This window comes from Kiloniella sp., from assembly GCF_965205715.1.
Lineage (GTDB): Bacteria > Pseudomonadota > Alphaproteobacteria > Kiloniellales > Kiloniellaceae > Kiloniella.
This window is the reverse complement of the sequence record NZ_CBDBHW010000014.1, coordinates 185,115-204,829: the sequence shown is the minus strand read 5'-3', so window position 1 is coordinate 204,829 and position 19,715 is coordinate 185,115. Positions and strand designations below refer to the sequence as shown.

Annotated in this window: 18 protein-coding genes and 2 pseudogenes; 11 read left to right on the top strand and 9 right to left on the bottom strand. The window is 43.9% G+C overall.

Annotation, left to right across the window (positions count from 1 at the left end; genetic code table 11):
- Nucleotides 1-28: 28 nt before the first annotated feature.
- The 3 genes from ACOGW3_RS17920 to ACOGW3_RS17910 all read right to left on the bottom strand — a co-directional run bounded on the left by ACOGW3_RS17920 (nt 29) and on the right by ACOGW3_RS17910 (nt 3,758).
- Nucleotides 29-1,318, bottom strand: a complete 1,290-nt coding sequence (locus ACOGW3_RS17920) for a homoserine dehydrogenase (protein WP_419904235.1) — start codon at nt 1,316-1,318, stop codon at nt 29-31.
- Between the two features lie 3 nt (nt 1,319-1,321).
- Nucleotides 1,322-2,533, bottom strand: a complete 1,212-nt coding sequence (locus ACOGW3_RS17915; RefSeq protein WP_419904234.1) for an LL-diaminopimelate aminotransferase — start codon at nt 2,531-2,533, stop codon at nt 1,322-1,324.
- Nucleotides 2,534-2,738: 205 nt separating this feature from the next.
- Nucleotides 2,739-3,758: an OmpA family protein gene (locus tag ACOGW3_RS17910; RefSeq protein ID WP_419904233.1), complete on the bottom strand. Its 1,020-nt coding sequence runs from the start codon at nt 3,756-3,758 to the stop codon at nt 2,739-2,741.
- Nucleotides 3,759-3,984: 226 nt separating this feature from the next.
- Between ACOGW3_RS17910 and ACOGW3_RS17905 the strand changes: the two genes are divergently transcribed.
- Entirely contained in the window at nt 3,985-5,781 is a 1,797-nt protein-coding gene (locus tag ACOGW3_RS17905; RefSeq protein WP_419904232.1) for a PHA/PHB synthase family protein, read from the top strand.
- 69 nt (nt 5,782-5,850) lie between these two features.
- Here ACOGW3_RS17905 and tnpA (ACOGW3_RS17900) read toward each other — a convergent pair whose 3' ends face one another.
- Nucleotides 5,851-6,270, bottom strand: coding sequence for an IS200/IS605 family transposase (gene tnpA, locus ACOGW3_RS17900; RefSeq protein WP_419905951.1), 420 nt, complete (start codon nt 6,268-6,270; stop codon nt 5,851-5,853).
- A 35-nt stretch (nt 6,271-6,305) separates the two neighbouring features.
- Here tnpA (ACOGW3_RS17900) and ACOGW3_RS17895 point away from each other — a divergent pair, with 35 nt between their 5' ends.
- Nucleotides 6,306-7,538: an ISL3 family transposase gene (locus ACOGW3_RS17895; RefSeq protein ID WP_419901077.1), complete on the top strand. Its 1,233-nt coding sequence runs from the start codon at nt 6,306-6,308 to the stop codon at nt 7,536-7,538.
- A 29-nt stretch (nt 7,539-7,567) separates the two neighbouring features.
- Here ACOGW3_RS17895 and ACOGW3_RS17890 read toward each other — a convergent pair.
- Nucleotides 7,568-7,648, bottom strand: a pseudogene (locus ACOGW3_RS17890) (IS200/IS605 family transposase); the annotation flags it as partial.
- Between the two features lie 185 nt (nt 7,649-7,833).
- A complete protein-coding gene (gene tnpA / locus ACOGW3_RS17885; protein WP_419901154.1) occupies nt 7,834-8,268 on the bottom strand; it encodes an IS200/IS605 family transposase in 435 nt (144 codons plus the stop codon).
- Nucleotides 8,269-8,375: 107 nt separating this feature from the next.
- On the opposite strand from tnpA (ACOGW3_RS17885), the gene ACOGW3_RS17880 reads away from it, so the two are divergent.
- The 6 genes and pseudogenes from ACOGW3_RS17880 (at nt 8,376) to ACOGW3_RS17855 (ending at nt 14,722) form a co-directional block, all read left to right on the top strand.
- Nucleotides 8,376-9,086: an efflux RND transporter permease subunit gene (locus ACOGW3_RS17880; protein ID WP_419905950.1), complete on the top strand. Its 711-nt coding sequence runs from the start codon at nt 8,376-8,378 to the stop codon at nt 9,084-9,086.
- 123 nt (nt 9,087-9,209) lie between these two features.
- Nucleotides 9,210-10,718, top strand: coding sequence for an IS21 family transposase (istA, locus tag ACOGW3_RS17875; RefSeq protein ID WP_419901087.1), 1,509 nt, complete (start codon nt 9,210-9,212; stop codon nt 10,716-10,718).
- Nucleotides 10,715-11,527: an IS21-like element helper ATPase IstB gene (gene istB / locus ACOGW3_RS17870; protein ID WP_419901088.1), complete on the top strand. Its 813-nt coding sequence runs from the start codon at nt 10,715-10,717 to the stop codon at nt 11,525-11,527. Before istA ends, istB begins: the two co-directional genes overlap by 4 nt.
- Nucleotides 11,528-11,613: 86 nt before the next feature.
- Nucleotides 11,614-13,503, top strand: a pseudogene (locus tag ACOGW3_RS17865) (efflux RND transporter permease subunit); the annotation flags it as partial.
- Entirely contained in the window at nt 13,503-14,162 is a 660-nt protein-coding gene (locus ACOGW3_RS17860; RefSeq protein WP_419904231.1) for a response regulator, read from the top strand. The pseudogene ACOGW3_RS17865 and the gene ACOGW3_RS17860, both read left to right, overlap by 1 nt.
- 83 nt (nt 14,163-14,245) lie before the next feature.
- Nucleotides 14,246-14,722 (top strand): hypothetical protein, encoded by a 477-nt coding sequence (locus ACOGW3_RS17855; RefSeq protein WP_419904230.1) that lies wholly within the window; start codon nt 14,246-14,248, stop codon nt 14,720-14,722.
- A 2-nt stretch (nt 14,723-14,724) separates the two neighbouring features.
- On the opposite strand, the gene ACOGW3_RS17850 is transcribed toward ACOGW3_RS17855, so the two are convergent.
- Together ACOGW3_RS17850 and ACOGW3_RS17845 are read right to left on the bottom strand one after the other, a co-directional pair.
- The gene (locus ACOGW3_RS17850) at nt 14,725-15,957 is read right to left on the bottom strand and encodes an ISL3 family transposase (protein WP_419901077.1); all 1,233 of its coding nucleotides are present in this window, start codon (nt 15,955-15,957) and stop codon (nt 14,725-14,727) included.
- A 461-nt stretch (nt 15,958-16,418) separates the two neighbouring features.
- On the bottom strand, nt 16,419-17,651 hold the full coding sequence (locus tag ACOGW3_RS17845; RefSeq protein WP_419901077.1) for an ISL3 family transposase: 1,233 nt from the start codon (nt 17,649-17,651) through the stop codon (nt 16,419-16,421).
- Here ACOGW3_RS17845 and ACOGW3_RS17840 point away from each other — a divergent pair.
- Nucleotides 17,638-17,799: a hypothetical protein gene (locus ACOGW3_RS17840; protein WP_419904229.1), complete on the top strand. Its 162-nt coding sequence runs from the start codon at nt 17,638-17,640 to the stop codon at nt 17,797-17,799. The two genes, ACOGW3_RS17845 and ACOGW3_RS17840, sit on opposite strands and share 14 nt — an antisense overlap.
- Complete coding sequence (locus tag ACOGW3_RS17835) at nt 17,753-18,646, top strand: ATP-binding protein (RefSeq protein WP_419904228.1); 894 nt, start codon at nt 17,753-17,755, stop codon at nt 18,644-18,646. Before ACOGW3_RS17840 ends, ACOGW3_RS17835 begins: the two co-directional genes overlap by 47 nt.
- Here ACOGW3_RS17835 and ACOGW3_RS17830 read toward each other — a convergent pair.
- Entirely contained in the window at nt 18,643-19,188 is a 546-nt protein-coding gene (locus tag ACOGW3_RS17830; protein ID WP_419904227.1) for a gamma carbonic anhydrase family protein, read from the bottom strand. The genes ACOGW3_RS17835 and ACOGW3_RS17830 overlap by 4 nt on opposite strands.
- Nucleotides 19,189-19,362: 174 nt before the next feature.
- Here ACOGW3_RS17830 and ACOGW3_RS17825 point away from each other — a divergent pair, with 174 nt between their 5' ends.
- The gene (locus ACOGW3_RS17825) at nt 19,363-19,710 is read left to right on the top strand and encodes a hypothetical protein (protein WP_419904226.1); all 348 of its coding nucleotides are present in this window, start codon (nt 19,363-19,365) and stop codon (nt 19,708-19,710) included.
- Nucleotides 19,711-19,715 lie beyond the last annotated feature (5 nt).

Sequence of the window (19,715 nt, the reverse complement as noted above, 5' to 3'; positions counted from 1 at the left end):
GAACAAGTTATAATTTTCAGACGCTCTCTTAAAGAGAGACGATCCGGATCATATTTGGGGTTTCAAGTACACAGTCGAGCTGTGATATTTTCTCCAGTGATCTGGTCATTGCGGTTTCTACAGTTGCCTGGGTTGTTATGACAAGTGGTACCGCTTTACCAGGATTTGATTCGTGTTGTAGGAGGGATTTTACTGAAATATTTTCATCCTTAAGGATGTGAGATATATCAGCAATTACACCCGGACGATCTTCAACATTCAGTCTTAGGTAATAAGAACCTTCGCGTTTCTCAACGGGTTGAGCTATGGGTTTTTCAAGTCCAGATGCTGGAACGCCAAATGTCGGAAGAATAGTTCCGCGTGCGATATCAACCAAATCTGCAACAACAGCAGAAGCGGTTGGTCCGCCCCCCGCTCCAGGGCCTTCGAATACAGTTGTTCCGACATGATTGCCATTACATACCACAGCATTAAGTACACCTTCAACAGAGGCAATTGGCTGCCCCTTCTCGACCATGCAGGGATGTACACGTTGATCAATGCCGTGTTCTGTTTTTCGAGCAATGCCGAGAAGCTTGATACGATAACCAAGCTCATCCGCGTTTATAATGTCTTGGGCAGATATTTTTCTAATGCCTTCGATATAAACCGCATCGAAATCGACTTCGGTACCAAAAGCAACAGAACTTAAAAGAGACAATTTGTGTGCAGCATCGACCCCATCCACATCAAAGCTTGGATCAGCTTCGGCATAACCAAGTTCTTGAGCTTCAAAGAGGACTTCTTCGAAGTCTCTCCCGGTTTCGCGCATATTGGTTAGGATGAAATTACAGGTTCCGTTGAGAATTCCGTAAACCAGATCAAAGGAATTTGCAGACAAACCTTCACGAAGGCCTTTAATTACAGGTATTCCACCAGCGACAGCTGCTTCATAACATAGGGCTACGCCAGCTTCTTCGGCTTGAAGAGCAAGCTCGGTCCCATGATGAGCGAGCAACGCCTTATTTGCAGTAATAACGTGGCGGCCTTTTGCGATGGCAACTTCAACAACTTCTTTGGCAATTCCTTCAGAACCACCAATAAGTTCCATGACAACGTCTGCATCGCACTCCGTCACCATTTTGACTGCGTCGTCATAATAGCTCATATCGCTCATATCAAAGTCGCGATTTTTTTTGCTACGAGCAGAAACCGCAACAATAGACATTGTGCGCCCCGTTCGTTGAGAAAGAACTTTAAGGTTTTCCTGAATAAGTTTTACAGTTCCAGTACCAACAGTACCTAAACCAGCGATTGCTATCTTAAGAGGTTCACTCACGTTTTATTTCCGCTTACTTATCTGTTCGAGGATACTATCTTTTTTCTGCATCATTGCTTTAATGTTTTTCACAGCTTGACGGGTACGTTGTTCGTTCTCAACCAAACCAAGACGAACAAACCCTTCTCCATATTCCCCAAAGCCAACTCCTGGAGCGACAGCTACATTAGCATGCTCTAGCAGTAATTTGGAGAATTCCATTGATCCAAGATGTGAAAATTCTTTTGGTAATGGCGCCCAGGCAAACATCGTAGCCGGCGGACTTGGAATATCCCAGCCAGCAGATGAAAGACCTTTTATCAGTACATCACGTCTGCCGCGGTATCTATCGCGCATTTCGTCGATGCATTCCTGAGGACCATTTAAGGCGGCCACTGCTGCAACTTGTATTGGGGTAAAAGCACCGTAGTCAACGTAGGATTTAACACGGGTAAGCGCAGCAATTAGCTTTTTATTTCCAGAGCAAAATCCTACACGCCACCCAGCCATTGAATAGGTCTTGCTCATTGAAAGAAATTCAACGGCAATGTCTTTGGCTCCGGGCACCTGTAAAATAGAGGGTGGAGGGCTATCCCCGAAATAAACCTCTGCATAGGCTAAATCGGAAATGATATAAATTTCATGTTTGCGGCAAAAATCAACAATTTCCGCGTAAAAATCGAGATCTACAACTTCTGCAGTTGGGTTTGAGGGGTAATTAAGAATAATTGCGAGCGGTTTTGGAACGGAATGCCGGACGGCGATTTCCAACTGTTCCATAATACTGCCCTGTGAACCCATTGGCATTGACCGGATAGCTGCACCAGCAATGATAAAACCAAAAGCATGTATAGGATAACTTGGGTTAGGCGCCAGGATAATGTCGCCAGGACTTGTGATCGCTTGTGCCAGGTTCGCGAGCCCTTCTTTTGACCCAAGTGTAACGATTGTTTCTGATTCCGGGTCAATTTCAACGCCAAAGCGTCGATCATAATAGGCGGATACAGCTTTCCGAAGTCCAGGGATGCCACGCGATGTTGAATATCCATGGACCCGCGGGTTTTGTACAACTTCAGTTAGTTTGTCGATAACATGTTTCGGTGGCGGCTGATCCGGGTTGCCCATACCGAAATCGATTATGTCCTCTTTCGCCGCTCGCGCCGCTGCTTTTAATGCATTAACTTCAGCAAATACATAAGGCGGCAAACGTTTTATACGGTGAAATTCCTGGTCCATTCTCAACTCGTTATTGATGGGTTTTACTGTTATCTGTACGAAGAAAGTTGACGTAACTCAGCCTTTTTCTTACAGCCGATCAGCCTCAAAAAAAAAGGCCACGAAGCAGATAGCAGAATACCAGCTCCGTGACCAATGTTTTATATGCTTTTTTGCATGTAAATTTCTAAGAATATTCCTCAGAAAACTCCGAGGAATGGGTCTCTTAATTTACATAAATTTCTACGCGACGGTTTCCAGCTTCACCGGTCGGCATAAATTCGTGGAATACCGGCTTACTGTCAGACTGAGCATCGGTGATAACCTGGCCACCAGGTACTCCTGAATTAAGCAGGGCACGGGTTACGGCTTCGGCTCTTTTTCCAGATATTTCATAGTTGACCTGTTGATGGCGTAAAGCGTCGGTCAACTTGGTACGAGAGCTTGAATGCCCAAGAACAGTAATAGAGCCACCTCTTTGTCCATAAAGAGCCGCTACATCACGGATTACCTGAATGTCTTGATTGTTCAGATGGGATGATCCATGTGCGAAATAAATGACTGCTACCAATTGTCCAGAAGCCTGTGCAGCATAAGGAGAACCGTAGGGGTTTTGCTGCCCATAACCTGGCTGTTGAGCGTAGGGAGAACCCCAACTCGGCGTGTTATACGTTGGGCCGCTATATTGCTGTTGGCCGTAAGACGGAGCACCATTTGGGAAGGCTGGTGGTAATGCAGCGCCTTGGGACGATATTACTGTCGTCTGTTGTGGGGCTTGCTGAGGCACTGAGTTCACAGACTGAGGAACAGCCGGAATAGTACTCTGAGGAGCTGCCGGAACTTGAGGAGACACCGTCGTTGTCGCTGAAGGCGCTTGTGGAACTGTTGGAGGTGGTGCCGCAGGAACCAAAGTAGAACGTGCTGTCAAAGGCTGATTGCTGTACTCGGCATTGTTGCGATCAGCAACGAGACCTTCCGTAACCTGATTTTTATAATCCCCAGGATTGGTTTGTGGAGATTCGCCAGGAACACTAGAAAGGTTTGGAAAACCTTCTGCAGGAACAACATTTTCTGCAGGGGTAACCTGCGTTGGTTGTTCTGGCTCATCACTGTCAAACCATGCGACTGGGTTTGCCCAATCAGGTGTAGAAGAACAAGCTGCCAGAATTAAGGGCAGTGCAAGCACTCCCGCAAACCGACCTTTTCCCCCAATACGATACAAACTACTTTTTTTCTGCTCAGGCATACGTCTGTCCTTGGTCATAACTAAGACCGTTCCCCCATGTAAACGTCAAATAAATCGGGGCATATACATCAGGATTACAACTGATTTGATGTATACGCGAACGATATTGACCTCACTTGTTGTTCTTTTATGCTTCCAGCTGTAACAATGGGTGTATAACATTGAAAGAGCAACAAGGCGATATACGATTCAACAAAAAGACCAAACAGATCATAGGGAAGGCTGAATGGCCGATCAACACCCAGAGGGAATAAATATGCCTGAACCCACAGAAATTGCCGAAACAATGGCCGCGATTTCTGAAAAGTCTCAGGAAATGATGCAAAGCTTTCTTAAGAAACAAAGTGAGCAAAGCCTAGACAAAGACCCGGATCCTATGCGTATAGGCCAGGCATTTTGGGAAATGTCACAACGGTTTTGGTCTGATCCAGAGAAAGCGATCAAACTTCAAGCGGATTTATGGCAAGGCTATAGTGCTCTTTGGCAAGAATCTGCTGATAAGTTTTTTTCTTCCCAAGAAAAGAACAAGTCCGAGAGAGAATCGTCTTCTGTTTCTAAAAAGAAAGATCGGCGATTTAAAGATGAAGCCTGGGAAGACAATCCATTTTTCAACTTTATCAAGCAATCCTATTTATTGACCGCAGATTCAATTCATAAATCCGTTATGGATGTCGAAGGTTTAGATGAAACCCACGCTCTGAAAGTTGACTTTTATACCAAACAATTTCTCGACGCCTTGTCACCCAGTAATTTTGTTATGACAAATCCGGAAATTTTAAAAGCGACAGCAGAATCTGGAGGAAAAAACCTATTACAAGGTCTGGAAAACTTAATTGCGGATCTTGAAAAAGGCCGCATCAAAATGACCGATGAAGATGCCTTTACCTTAGGGGAAAATATCGCAACCTCTCCAGGTGAAGTAATTTTTCAAAATGAATTGATGCAACTCATTCAATATGCACCCACAACAGAACAAGTGCATACCCGGCCTCTTATGATTATTCCGCCCTGGATCAACAAGTTTTATATTCTCGACCTGAAAGAAAAAAATTCTTTTGTAAAATGGGCCGTTGAGCAGGGTTTCACTGTTTTCATGATTTCCTGGATCAATCCAAATGCGGAACTGGCAGAGAAGTCGTTTGAAGACTATATGATTAATGGCTCCCTCGCCGCTCTTGATGCGATTGAAGAGGCAACCGGGGTCAAGGAAGTCAATGCGATTGGCTACTGCCTTGGTGGAACACTTCTGGCATCGACTTTGGCTTACATGGCAGAGAAAAAAGATAAACGTATTAAAAGCGGTACCTTTTTTGTCACCATGACTGATTTTGAAGAAGCAGGTGAACTCAGGGTATTCATCGATGAAGAACAGATGGCTGTTCTTGAGCAACGAATGACTGATCAAGGTTATCTCGATGGTTCGGAAATGGGAACAACCTTTAATATGCTACGGTCTAATGACCTTATCTGGTCGTTTGTCGTAAATAATTATATGCTTGGGAAAACTCCATTCCCGTTTGATCTGCTTTATTGGAATTCTGATACCACCCGCATGCCTGCGAAAATGCATAGTTTCTATCTACGAAACATGTATCTGGAAAACAAACTGGCAAAGCCTGGAGCGATTGAGTTAAACGGGATTCCTATTGATCTCGGTAAGGTTTCTGTACCAACCTTTATGATTTCCGCAAAAGAAGATCATATCGCTCCTTGGAAATCTACATATGCAAACACTCAACATTTTTCTGGCCAAAAAGAGTTTGTCTTAGCCGCTTCTGGTCATATTGCAGGAATAATAAACCCGCCAAGTGCTGGCAAATATTCGCATTGGATCAACAAAGAAACTCCGGAAAATCCAGATCAATGGCTTGAAAATGCAATCGAACATCCCGGATCTTGGTGGTCACATTGGGCCGATTGGGCCAAGAACAAAAGCGGTAAACTTGTGCCTGCTCGAACACCAGGTTCTGGAAAGTTAAAATCTATAGAACCTGCACCGGGAAGCTACGTAAAAGTTAAATGACCCCCGGCAAAGCCGGGGGCTTAAGCGGGTGAGCCCCTTAAAGGGGCAAATTGGGAACCGCTAAAGCGGTTATGGATTGAATATATCCATTTGGTCAAAGTACTTATCACGCTCTTCTTGCGTTCTGATATACTCCCTCACCATCTGTTCATCGAGCCCTACAGTTGAGACGAAATATCCACGGGCCCAAAAATTTTCACCCTTGAAATTCCGTGCTTTATTTTTGAATTTTCGAGCTATGGCAATCGCGCTTTTTCCTTTTAGGTATCCAACGACTTTTGAAACAGCATGTTTGGGCGGTATGCTGATACACATGTGAATGTGATCCGGCATCAAATGGCCCTCCTCAATCTTACTTTCGCGATGCCCGGCCAGTTCATGGAAAATTTCACCAAGATACTGACGTAGGTTGCCATAGATAACTTTTTGGGCTCTTCTCCGCTTTGTTGAGTAGAAAAAGATGCCGACCGCCAAGTAACCTGTTGATATGTATGGTTTCTGATAACTTTACATAGAGCAGGTATATGACAATCAACATCTCGCAGCATATTTTAGGCCTCAAAGGGCAACGTGTAAATGAAATTAAACTGGATGACGGCGGTGTTAAGATTGTCATTCACTGCAGCCGAGACGCGCGTAGGAGGGCTATAGACCCTGCTACAGGCCAGAAGGGAAGCATCAACCAGCATGTCCGCCGACAAGTAAACGACATCCCCCTTTTTGGGTATCCTTGTGTGGTCGAGATTGAGCTGGCGCAGGTTTATATTAACAAGGGCGAACGCCGCATTGAGGGGTGTGATTTTGTTGATAAAGGGTGCCGTTTCACTCACCGATTTTGCCGACTGATCAGTGGATTATGTCGGCATATGTCTATTCAAGCGGTTTCCAGACATTTGGATATACGATGGGAAACGGTCAAGAATATCGACAGGGCATACCTTATTGAAACTCTCCCTACGCTTGATCCTGCAGAGCTAACTGGCTTGGAATATATTGGTGTAGATGAAGTTGCCCGGGCGAAAGGTCATGACTACATGACGGTGGTCTACGATATGGTTGGCGGTCATCTGATCTGGGTTGAAGCAGGCCGAACTGCCGAGGTTTTTTCAAGGTTTTTGAAACAACTGCAACCAGATACAGCCTGCAAAATAAAGGCCGTAGCGATGGATATGGGGCCTGCCTACCAAAAGGCTGTCAGAGAGTCCTTGCCGTTGGCCGACATAGTATTTGACCGTTTCCACGTCATGAAAAACTACAGCAAAGCTATCCATAATCAGCGTCGACTTGAGTTCAGAAAGGCCGATCCAAGTGGTAAAGAGTTGATGAAAGGGACGCATTATCTGTTGCTCAAAAATGCGGATAAGTTGAGTGAAAAACAAAGTGACAAGCTGCAAAGGTTGCTGGAGAGCAATAGCAACCTGAATGCACTTTACGTCTTGAAAGAACAGCTTCAGCTGCTGTGGAGTGCCGCTTCATTTGAGGCGATGGCGGAGCAACTGGAACGTTGGTGCCTGATAGCAGATCAGTCACAGATGCTCTATCTAAAAAAGTTCGCGAAATCCCTACGGAAACATTGTGTGGGCATCTGCAACTACGCCAAACACAAGCTCACAAGCGCCAGGATAGAGGCTGGTAATGTCAGTATAGGAATGATCCGTAAGCGAGCCAGAGGCATCAAGGATACCGAATACTTCAAACTCAAAATTAGACAATCATCCATTCCAGATAATCAATCTATGCTCTATTTGAAATCCTAAATCTACTCAACAAAGCGGAGAAGTGCCACTTTTTGCCTGCGTTTAGGGATGAAAACCACGTGGTATTTACAATCCCATCTCGTATGTGCAAGGCTTTTGTAATCTCTCATCGGCTAATTCCTTTGTTATTTTGGTCAATAAACAAAGAAATGTAAGACCGTGGGAACGGTCAAACCATTGAGAGTCCCCCGGCATAGCCGGGGGTTTACCGGATTAAGTTAAATGACCCCCGGCAAAGCCGGGGGCTTAAGCGGGTGAGCCCCTTAAAGGGGCAAATTGGGAACCGCTAAAGCGGTTATGGATTGAATATATCCATTTGGTCAAAGTACTTATCACGCTCTTCTTGCGTTCTGATATACTCCCTCACCATCTGTTCATCGAGCCCTACAGTTGAGACGAAATATCCACGGGCCCAAAAATTTTCACCCTTGAAATTCCGTGCTTTATTTTTGAATTTTCGAGCTATGGCAATCGCGCTTTTTCCTTTTAGGTATCCAACGACTTTTGAAACAGCATGTTTGGGCGGTATGCTGATACACATGTGAATGTGATCCGGCATCAAATGGCCCTCCTCAATCTTACTTTCGCGATGCCCGGCCAGTTCATGGAAAATTTCACCAAGATACTGACGTAGGTTGCCATAGATAACTTTTTGCCTGCGTTTAGGGATGAAAACCACGTGGTATTTACAATCCCATCTCGTATGTGCAAGGCTTTTGTAATCTCTCATCGGCTAATTCCTTTGTTATTTTGGTCAATAAACAAAGAAATGTAAGACCGTGGGAACGGTCAAACCATTGAGAGTCCCCCGGCATAGCCGGGGGTTTACCGGATTAAATTAAAACATCCTCTGTTGACCTTCCCGCAGGATCTATTGGCTATATAGGAAACCAATTGAATATAAGGGGCAATAATAGAGCTTTCACACCAACTCAATACGAAGATATACCAATTATCAGCAAAACCAGTGGTGAAAAACTATTACTGGGTGAAATTGCTACAATCAAATTGGCCCGAAAGGAAGAAAAGTTTACCAGCCGGTTTAATGGTCAAAATTCAAGTGGTTTAGAAGTATTTATCGATGATAGTCAGGATATGTTGACTGTTATTTCCGAATTGAAGGAAAAGGTTCGGGAAATTCAAGCAACACTTCCGGAGGGGATCACCATAACTCTCTGGTTAGATGATAGTGAAGATATTGCTCAACGATTATCGATGTTGGTTGATAATGGTATTGCAGGTCTTGGCCTGGTTTTTATCATTCTGGCTTTGTTTCTCAGATTAAGTCTCGCATTTTGGGTTTGTAGTGGGATTGTAATATCCTTTACAGGGGCATTTTGGCTTCTGCCTTTGTTTGGCGTATCCCTAAATCATATATCAACGTTTGCTTTCCTCTTAATACTCGGCATTGTAGTCGATGATGCTATTGTTGTTGGCGAGAGCATTCACAACCAACAATCCAAGTTTGGAAAAAGTTCCAAAACGGCTTATTGTTCAGCGACAATAACCTTGGCCGGTTGCGACAACCACCTTGGCCGGTGGATCTGATCATTAAAAAGGGCGTGCCCGTTTGATAATCAGATCCACCGGCCAAGGCTTAATTTGGTGTTAGTTACAAGCTGCTGTGAGTTGATAAATTAGGAACCTCTAGATGTAATTGGAGGAACCTGTTTGCCGTATAAATTTATCACAGATGAACAACTGAGACTTTACATGACAGATAGAAAAACTCATGGTCAACGAACCGCCGCTGCCCGCGCAGGGTTTAGCGAACGCACGGCCCGCCGATTTGACGTTGATGCGACTTTACCGTCACAACGCAATATAAAGCGAGGGCGAACAGTTTCTGATCCGCTTGAAGATATCTGGGATAAGGACATCCTTCCCATTTTGGATAAAGACAACTCGGTCAAACCCATTACTTTGTTGCGCCACATACAGAGCCTCTATCCGCTCCGTTTTCCCGATGACCGTGTCAAGCGCACGTTAGAGCGCCGAGTTCGGGGATGGCGGGCTCTGAATGGCCCTGAAAAGGATATCATTTTCAGGCAAACACCTGAGCCGGGTTACATGGGCCAATCAGATTTCACGGATGCAGCCGACTTAAGTATTACCATTGCAGGAGATCCTTTGGTGCATCGGCTCTATCATTTTGTTCTGGTATATAGCCGATGGGAACATGTTGGGGTCGTACTTGGCGGTGAGAGTTTTACAGCCCTTGCGGAGAACTTACAAAATGCGCTTTGGTCCTTGGGGGGCGCTCCTGAAAACCACCGGACCGACAGCCTGTCTGCGGCCTTTCGGAATTTGAGCGTTGAGGAAAAGGAGGACATTACCAAACGTTATTCTGCTTTTGTTGAGCACTACGGTATGGAGGCCAGTCGAAATAACAGAGGGGAATCACACGAGAACGGTGCCATTGAATCTCACCACGGTCACCTTAAGACTGCGATAAAGCAGGCCCTGATTTTGCGTGGCAGTAATGACTTTGACACTTTGGATGAGTATCGGCGATTTTTGGACGAGCTGATTGCTAGACGGAACAAACATCGTGACCAAGATATCCAAACAGAGTTGAAATCTCTCAAGGCGTTACCTCCTCGGCGAACAACAGATTACACTGAAGTCGTGTCGAGAGTTACCAAAACAAGTGGTTTTTTAGTTAAGCAGGTTTTTTATAGCGCCCCTTCTCGCCTAATTGGTCAACGCTTGCGTGTCCATATTTACGATAACCGGATAGAAGCCTATCTAGGCAGCACTCATGTCGTCAGCCATTCTCGTGAGCGGGGGCACGGCAAAGGCCCCCGCATTCATGTTATCAATTATCATCACGTCATTCATGCTCTCAAACGTAAACCTCAGGCACTCGCCAATTCTATTTATCGTGACAGTATTTTTCCAAGAACCGAGTACTCCCTGGCCTGGACATTGTTTCAGAAAAAGTTGTCCCGCAGAGATGCGTGTCGTCAGATGGTTGGGATACTTTTCCTTGCGCACGAAGAGGCTTGTGAGGCCGAAGTCGCGCACCTGATTTCGAGAGAAATCAATGCAGGAAGGCTACCTTGCGCAAAAAAACTTAAGCTGAATATCACAAAAAAGAACACGGATTTACCTCCTGATATTCCCGTGGTTCAACCTTCATTATCAGTCTTTGATACTCTGTTGGAGGATCGGGCATGACAAACATTGAAGTGGATCAGCACAAGCTGCCTCTTATGCTAACTGACTTACGATTACCCAGCTTTCACAAACACTGGCAAGATATCGCAATCCAATCCGACAAGGAGGGCTGGTCAGCAGCCAGGTTCCTTGCCGTTTTGGCCGAATATGAATTGGCCGAAAGGGACACGCGACGCATTCAACGCCATCTCAACGCATCAAACCTGCTGGGCGGAAAAACTCTGGCCACTTTTAACTTCAAGCGGCTGCCTAACGTGAAAAAGGCGCAGGTCGAAGCCTTGTCTGCCGGTGACTGGATTGACGCAAGAGCAAATCTGATTGCCATTGGAAATTCAGGGGGAGGAAAAACTCATCTCCTATGCGCCGTAGGTTATGCTCTTATAGAGGCTGGATACCGTGTGCTCTATACGCAAACCAGTGATCTGGTGCAAAAACTCCAGGCTGCCAGACGTGAACTTATGCTCGAAAACGCCCTCGCAAAACTCGATAAATTTGATCTCATCATTCTCGATGATATTACCTATGCACAAAGGGATATATCTGAAACATCCGTGCTCTTTGAATTGATCGCCAGACGATATGAGTACCGAAGTATTGCAATTGCTGCCAATCAACCTTTTAGCGGATGGGACAATATTTTTCAAGATAAGGCCATGACCGTTGCAGCAATCGATCGTCTTGTTCACCACTCAACCATTCTTGAGATGAATATCGACAGCTACAGACAATGGGAAGCCGCCCAAAATCTCAAAAAAATGTTGCGGAAAACCACAAACAAAAAGGTGAAAAATATGCCTGAAGCATCGTAAATAAACGTCAGATCACAGCCGCATCAAAAGCGGCCAAGGTGGTTGACGCAACCGGACAAAGTGGTTGACGCTCTACAGCTTATCTCGGTATTAAGCAAGTTTGGAAACCTGTTTTTCTCGGAGTAATTACGACAATCATCGCAGCGACGCCGGGGCTTCTTTTTATAAGCATCATTGGAAGTTTTCTCTATGATATTTCTGTTATTATTGTCATCGTTCTTAGCTTTTCCCTTATTGAGTCATTCTTTATTCTTCCTGCTCACCTTTCTTCTTCGCATCACTGGGTTACGATACCCGGCTTTATAACCAAGCCATTTTCTTTGGTTCGGCAAGCATTCCAACAACAATTACGAAGGTTTATATTTACGACCTATAGAAAGTTTTTGAATACGGCCCTCATTTGGCGATATTCTACATTATCTATTTTTATGGTTGTTGCCATTTTGTCTGGAAAACTTGTTTCATCTGATGCAGTACCTGTGCAAATTTTTCCAAATATGTCCGAAGCCCAAATCGTCGCCCAGATTTCCATGAATAAAAATAGCTCAGACGATCATTTAACGGGAATTATGGAACGTCTGGAGGCATCCTTTAATACAGTTAGGGACGGTATAAAGCTCCCCCTTGATGAAATGGGTAAGCCCGTAAAAATCATTAAAAACTATGCCTCTTTTATCACAGGGCAAGATGTTTTCATGATCGTTGAGCTTGAAACCGAAGTGTTATCTCTTATTCCAGTGGATGTAATGATTGCACGATGGCAAGAAGTATTAGGGCCAATGCCATCTGCGAAAAAAATTAAATTTTCCGCAAGTGAAAATGGAGACCCAAATATATTATCTCTTAAAATTTTTGGCCATAATGATCAGGCAATCAGAACGAATATTGAAAAATTAAAACAAGAAGTTCTCAGTTTAAGCGGTATTTTTAATTATACAATTACGGCAGGAACAATCCAATCAGAGTATTTAATAAAGTTGTTACCCGAAGGTCAGCGTTTGGGGCTAACGATGTCTGAGGTTACTCAGCAGGTGGCTGCTGCTTTTCAAGGAGAAAGGTTAGATCGTCTCCCAGGGAGGTTTCAAACAACAGATGTCATCTTACGACTTCCAAAATCCGAACGGCTTCAAATTGAAGATATCGATCAATTCCCTATTGGTATAAGTGGTAATAACCGAGTGCCTTTCTCAACGGTGGCAGAGTTAATTTCAGTTCCTGTATCAAGTTACATAGAGCGGATAAATGCCAAACAAACCGCCTCGGTTGATATTCATTTTAACAAAGAAATTTGGAACCGATTTGATTTGTTAAATGAAGTTGAGAACTCTGTCATACCAGCGATAAAGGAAACCAATCCAAGTTTTGATTATCAGCTTTCTGGTGATGCTGAAGAAGAGGATGAGTTCACAGCGGAAGCATTGCGACTTTATATTCTTTGCTCTTTTATTATCTATGCGTTGCTGGCAATTGGGAGTAATTCCTATTTTGTCCCCTTTATCATCCTGACTGCTGCGCCTTTCGGGTTCGTTGGTGCGATTTATGGACATTACTGGTTTTCATTGGAAATCAGTGCGTTTTCAATTATGGGAGTTATCGCAGCTGCAGGGGTGGTCATTAACGACAATTTGGTGCTGGTCGATCGAATTAATCAACTGAAAGCGACTGCCATGAGGACAAGAACAGCGGTCAGGCACGCTTGTATAAGTCGATTTCGACCTATTATATTGACTTCACTGACGACCTTTTTGGGGTTATTGCCTATTTTATTTGAGGGAAGCTATCAGGCGCAGTTTGTGATTCCCATGGCAATATCCTTAGCTTTTGGGGTTTTAATTGCCACTTTTGTCACACTGTTGCTTGTACCTGTACTCTACGAGATAAGCTTGGATATCAATGCATTGTTTAAGTCAGGAGATAACCTTAAAATCCGATCAGACAGAAATGCTCCTGAATATTTTACAGAGGAAACAAACTGATGAAAATTCTTCTTGTTGAAGATGATCCTCAACTCGGGGCAACTCTTGAGCGGGCATTTCATCACGATGGGAGTGTTTGCGAATGGGTCAAGTCAGCTGAGGATGCTGAGCTTGCTCTTGAGGTGAGTTTTTTTGACCTGATTGTTTTGGATTGGATGTTACCCGATCAGCAAGGCATTGATTTTCTCAAAGAGGCCCGGAAAAAAGGGGTTACCATTCCTGTCTTGATGCTCACGGCAAGAACGGCGACATCAGAAAAGATTGAGGGTCTAGATGGTGGCGCGGATGATTACCTAACCAAACCATTTGATTTGGATGAACTGTTCGCCAGATTACGCTCGCTTGGAAGACGGCGAGAAGTAAAAGCATCTAGTGAACTGGTTATTGGTAATTTAAGGCTTTGCCCAGATCGTCATGAAGTCAGGCTAAGAGATGAAGAGATTCAATTATCCAAAACTGAGTTTCTTATTCTTCAAAAGTTAATGGAGAGTTCAGGCCGGTATATATCCAAATCCCAGTTGGAGGAATACGCATACAGTTGGGATAATTGTGTTACACCAAATGCTATTGAAGCTCAGATATCACGGCTTCGTAAACGTTTGGGCACTGGGGTGATTACGACCCTGCGCGGCGTTGGATACAAGGTAGAGAAAATATGAAGTTCTTTTCCCTAAAGAACAGGTTTTACATTTTTACTCTGTCGATAACTCTCGTTTCATGGATACTAATTTTAGCCGTTGTTATGTTTGGTTTACGGAATTTGATCCTTTCCTTAACCGAAGATTTTCTTGAAGTTCGCAGTGAACTATTAGCAAGTTCTCTGCCTTTAAATTATCTTAAAGAAGACAATCCCGCTTTGGAAAAATGGCTTGAATCTGTTCGCCAAAACCCGCCAAATTTTCTCGACACAGGTATAGATTCCGATAGTAGTTATCAAGTTTGGTATAAGGACGAACTCATAGCCAGTTCTTATATCAGCCCGGTTATGCCTGCCCCTACCAAAGAAGGGATCAGTTTCTTTTTCGATGAAGAGCAAGATGATGAAATTGTCTGGCAGACCTATGCAAAAAAGATTGAAGGTGTCGATGCCTGGGTTGTTGCAACTGAAGATATGGAATTTGCATTTGAGGGAACAATTTCTTTCGTTGTTGTTGCTTTTTTCTTCATCGGTGAAAATTTTCCACTAATTTATTTGGCTCTTCTCCGCTTTGTTGAGTAGATTTAGGATTTCAAATAGAGCATAGATTGATTATCTGGAATGGATGATTGTCTAATTTTGAGTTTGAAGTATTCGGTATCCTTGATGCCTCTGGCTCGCTTACGGATCATTCCTATACTGACATTACCAGCCTCTATCCTGGCGCTTGTGAGCTTGTGTTTGGCGTAGTTGCAGATGCCCACACAATGTTTCCGTAGGGATTTCGCGAACTTTTTTAGATAGAGCATCTGTGACTGATCTGCTATCAGGCACCAACGTTCCAGTTGCTCCGCCATCGCCTCAAATGAAGCGGCACTCCACAGCAGCTGAAGCTGTTCTTTCAAGACGTAAAGTGCATTCAGGTTGCTATTGCTCTCCAGCAACCTTTGCAGCTTGTCACTTTGTTTTTCACTCAACTTATCCGCATTTTTGAGCAACAGATAATGCGTCCCTTTCATCAACTCTTTACCACTTGGATCGGCCTTTCTGAACTCAAGTCGACGCTGATTATGGATAGCTTTGCTGTAGTTTTTCATGACGTGGAAACGGTCAAATACTATGTCGGCCAACGGCAAGGACTCTCTGACAGCCTTTTGGTAGGCAGGCCCCATATCCATCGCTACGGCCTTTATTTTGCAGGCTGTATCTGGTTGCAGTTGTTTCAAAAACCTTGAAAAAACCTCGGCAGTTCGGCCTGCTTCAACCCAGATCAGATGACCGCCAACCATATCGTAGACCACCGTCATGTAGTCATGACCTTTCGCCCGGGCAACTTCATCTACACCAATATATTCCAAGCCAGTTAGCTCTGCAGGATCAAGCGTAGGGAGAGTTTCAATAAGGTATGCCCTGTCGATATTCTTGACCGTTTCCCATCGTATATCCAAATGTCTGGAAACCGCTTGAATAGACATATGCCGACATAATCCACTGATCAGTCGGCAAAATCGGTGAGTGAAACGGCACCCTTTATCAACAAAATCACACCCCTCAATGCGGCGTTCGCCCTTGTTAATATAAACCTGCGCCAGCTCAATCTCGACCACACAAGGATACCCAAAAAGGGGGATGTCGTTTACTTGTCGGCGGACATGCTGGTTGATGCTTCCCTTCTGGCCTGTAGCAGGGTCTATAGCCCTCCTACGCGCGTCTCGGCTGCAGTGAATGACAATCTTAACACCGCCGTCATCCAGTTTAATTTCATTTACACGTTGCCCTTTGAGGCCTAAAATATGCTGCGAGATGTTGATTGTCATATACCTGCTCTATGTAAAGTTATCAGAAACCATACATATCAACAGGTTACTTGGCGGTCGGCATCTTTTTCTACTCAACAAAGCGGAGAAGAGCCAAAAATAGAGCTACAATGACGAGTAAAACTTTACAAAACATATTTGTTTTTACTTGTAGCATTTTTTAACTCAAATTCTGTTTGGGGTCATGACCTTATAGACAACAACAAACTTCGACCCTTTGTTGTTGTCTATAAGGAAATACGTTTAATTTCCCCTTAAACAAGGTGGCTGATGTATTTTAGTTGTGGAAAACGGACACGATACAAAATATACCAGCTCTATCTACAAATGAAACCACCCCTTAATGTAATTAGATTAAATATTGTTTGAAATTGATTGTTTTTTCCAACTATATTTTGCACTAACAATTCACCCTTACGTGAATTCATTTTTTCGGCACTTCTCCGCTTTGTTGAGTAGATTTAGGATTTCAAATAGAGCATAGATTGATTATCTGGAATGGATGATTGTCTAATTTTGAGTTTGAAGTATTCGGTATCCTTGATGCCTCTGGCTCGCTTACGGATCATTCCTATACTGACATTACCAGCCTCTATCCTGGCGCTTGTGAGCTTGTGTTTGGCGTAGTTGCAGATGCCCACACAATGTTTCCGTAGGGATTTCGCGAACTTTTTTAGATAGAGCATCTGTGACTGATCTGCTATCAGGCACCAACGTTCCAGTTGCTCCGCCATCGCCTCAAATGAAGCGGCACTCCACAGCAGCTGAAGCTGTTCTTTCAAGACGTAAAGTGCATTCAGGTTGCTATTGCTCTCCAGCAACCTTTGCAGCTTGTCACTTTGTTTTTCACTCAACTTATCCGCATTTTTGAGCAACAGATAATGCGTCCCTTTCATCAACTCTTTACCACTTGGATCGGCCTTTCTGAACTCAAGTCGACGCTGATTATGGATAGCTTTGCTGTAGTTTTTCATGACGTGGAAACGGTCAAATACTATGTCGGCCAACGGCAAGGACTCTCTGACAGCCTTTTGGTAGGCAGGCCCCATATCCATCGCTACGGCCTTTATTTTGCAGGCTGTATCTGGTTGCAGTTGTTTCAAAAACCTTGAAAAAACCTCGGCAGTTCGGCCTGCTTCAACCCAGATCAGATGACCGCCAACCATATCGTAGACCACCGTCATGTAGTCATGACCTTTCGCCCGGGCAACTTCATCTACACCAATATATTCCAAGCCAGTTAGCTCTGCAGGATCAAGCGTAGGGAGAGTTTCAATAAGGTATGCCCTGTCGATATTCTTGACCGTTTCCCATCGTATATCCAAATGTCTGGAAACCGCTTGAATAGACATATGCCGACATAATCCACTGATCAGTCGGCAAAATCGGTGAGTGAAACGGCACCCTTTATCAACAAAATCACACCCCTCAATGCGGCGTTCGCCCTTGTTAATATAAACCTGCGCCAGCTCAATCTCGACCACACAAGGATACCCAAAAAGGGGGATGTCGTTTACTTGTCGGCGGACATGCTGGTTGATGCTTCCCTTCTGGCCTGTAGCAGGGTCTATAGCCCTCCTACGCGCGTCTCGGCTGCAGTGAATGACAATCTTAACACCGCCGTCATCCAGTTTAATTTCATTTACACGTTGCCCTTTGAGGCCTAAAATATGCTGCGAGATGTTGATTGTCATATACCTGCTCTATGTAAAGTTATCAGAAACCATACATATCAACAGGTTACTTGGCGGTCGGCATCTTTTTCTACTCAACAAAGCGGAGAAGAGCCATTTATTTGGTAATACCGTTAAGTTTCCTAGCTTTGTTATGGGGGATAAATAAAAGCCTCGAACCTCTGACCAAGGTATCCAATCAATTTGCCGAAAGACCTAAAAATGATCTTTTGCCCTATTCGGCTAAAGCTATATCCAATGAAATCAGGCCATTAATCGATGCTTTTAATTATAAGTTGGAAGTCATTCAGCGTAACCAAGATGAGCTTGATGCGTCCCTTGAAAGCGAAAAACGTTTTACCGCAAACGCTGCACATGAACTTTTAACGCCTCTAGCTGCGATAAAAACAGAAGCTCAATTACGAGAACGACAAACCTCAGACTCTGAGCAAAAGGAAGGTCTTAGAGCCATTTCCCAAAGGGTAGACAGGGCAACACATACCGTAGAACAACTCGTGACCTTGGCAAGATTAGACCCCAAAACACTTCAGGAAAAAGCCAAGGAAATAGATTTACTTAAAATCGTGCAAAATGTATCTGCAGATTTGGGGAATAAGATAAAAGAAAAATCTATTGATTTTGATATCTCAGCGTTAAATACGAACCGGATAAACGGGTTGCCCTCTGCCCTGACATTCCTTTGTCGGAACCTGGTTGATAATGCTGTTCGGTATTGTTCAGTGGATGGAATTGTACGAATAACAATTTCTCAAGACGACGATAAATTTATTTTATCGATTAAAAATACCGGGCGGCCTCTTCCTGATTATATGAAAGATTACATCTTTGAACGTTTTGTGAGAGGTGCAGGAGAGCAAGAGACAGGTTCAGGCCTTGGTATGTCGATTGTGAAGAGAGTAGCAGACATACACAAGGCAGAGATAGTACTGAGCGATCCAGAAGACATAGTCGGTGTACAGGTTGATGTGATTTTTGCTCTTGAAGAGAAAGTTTAAGAATAACTCCTACCCAGATCCGCATAATTTCTAGCTGAATATCTTATTCCCTCAAGCTCTTTTGGATTGAGATCTCTGAATTTTTTGGCGGGTGATCCTGACCATAGTTCCCCAGAAAGGACAATCTTACCAGGGGTAACAAGTGCTCCAGCAGCAACCATGGCATCAGCTTGAACGACAGCAGCATCCATAACGACTGACCGCATACCGATAAAGGCATTATCTTCGATAGTACAGGCATGTAAAAGCGCCATATGACCAACTGTTACACCATTACCAATAGAGGTGGGCATACCGCCCCCCGTCTCACGATAATCTTCTCCGTTGCGATCATGATTTACATGGATCACAGTACCGTCTTGAATATTGGTGTCTGAGCCAATTCGGATTGAATTTACATCGCCTCTGATAACACAATTATACCATATTGAGGATCCCGGTCCGATCTCAACATCGCCAATTATGACCGCATTTTCAGCAATAAAGGCCTCTGGGGAGATTTTTGGGGTAATGCCTCTATAAGGCAAAATTATTCCAGACAAGGGGCTATCCTCTTAAATAAATTATACATTTTGGTGTAACAATTATAGAGATTATTAATTTAACAGAATTAAATTATAAAAAAATACTTTGTCTCATCTTTACCATTTTTCAACCACCTAGATTCCATATATAAGACTATCAACGTGTTTTTACTTTGCTGGAGAGCAGAAAATATGCCTAGTGGCAACAATCGTATCGCTATCTTTGCCCTGACAGCCTTGATTGGCTTTGGTACCCTTACTTTTTCTGCTCCGAGCCAGGCTCAGGGCAATGAACCGCTCTTTTATCAGCAGCAGGTATGCCTCGCCAAGGCCTATACCAAGGTTAATGATGCTCAAAAATCAGCAAATCATAAAGCAAAAGCAATTAAATCGAGATCCAAGCTCAGTAGATCTGGTGTTCCCGAATCTCATATCAGGGAATTGGCAAATCGTACCTTGAAGATGCTTCAGTTTGGTATCCAAGGGAACAAGGAAGCCAGAGGTCCTCGGCTTTGTCAGCAATGGTATCCAATCGGATAATCGAT